The 234-nt window shown below is 70.9% G+C and carries 1 protein-coding gene; it reads left to right on the top strand.

The window, feature by feature from the left end:
• A partial coding sequence (locus CVH10_RS24585) for a sodium:proton antiporter (RefSeq protein ID WP_181244770.1) occupies positions 1–234 on the top strand: 234 nt, incomplete at both ends.

Raw genomic sequence — 234 nt, 5'->3', positions numbered from 1 at the left:
CGCCGAATTCGATGGCGCCAGCCTGTCGCCACTGTGGGGCGTGCCCTTCGCCGGTCTGCTGCTGTCGATCGCGCTGATGCCGCTGCTGCTGCCGTCGTTCTGGCACCACCACTTCGGCAAGGTGGCGGCCGCTTGGGCGCTCGCCTTCCTGCTGCCCTTCGCCGCGGTCTTCGGGCCGGCGCTGGCCGGCACGCAGCTCGTGCACGCGGCGCTCGCGGAGTACATCCCGTTCAT

The sequence above is a fragment of the Halomonas sp. ND22Bw genome (assembly GCF_003011945.1).
GTDB classification, from domain to species: Bacteria; Pseudomonadota; Gammaproteobacteria; order Pseudomonadales; family Halomonadaceae; genus Halomonas; species Halomonas halophila.
Note: the sequence above shows the minus strand (reverse complement) of the source record. Positions and strands in the feature narration are given on the sequence as shown.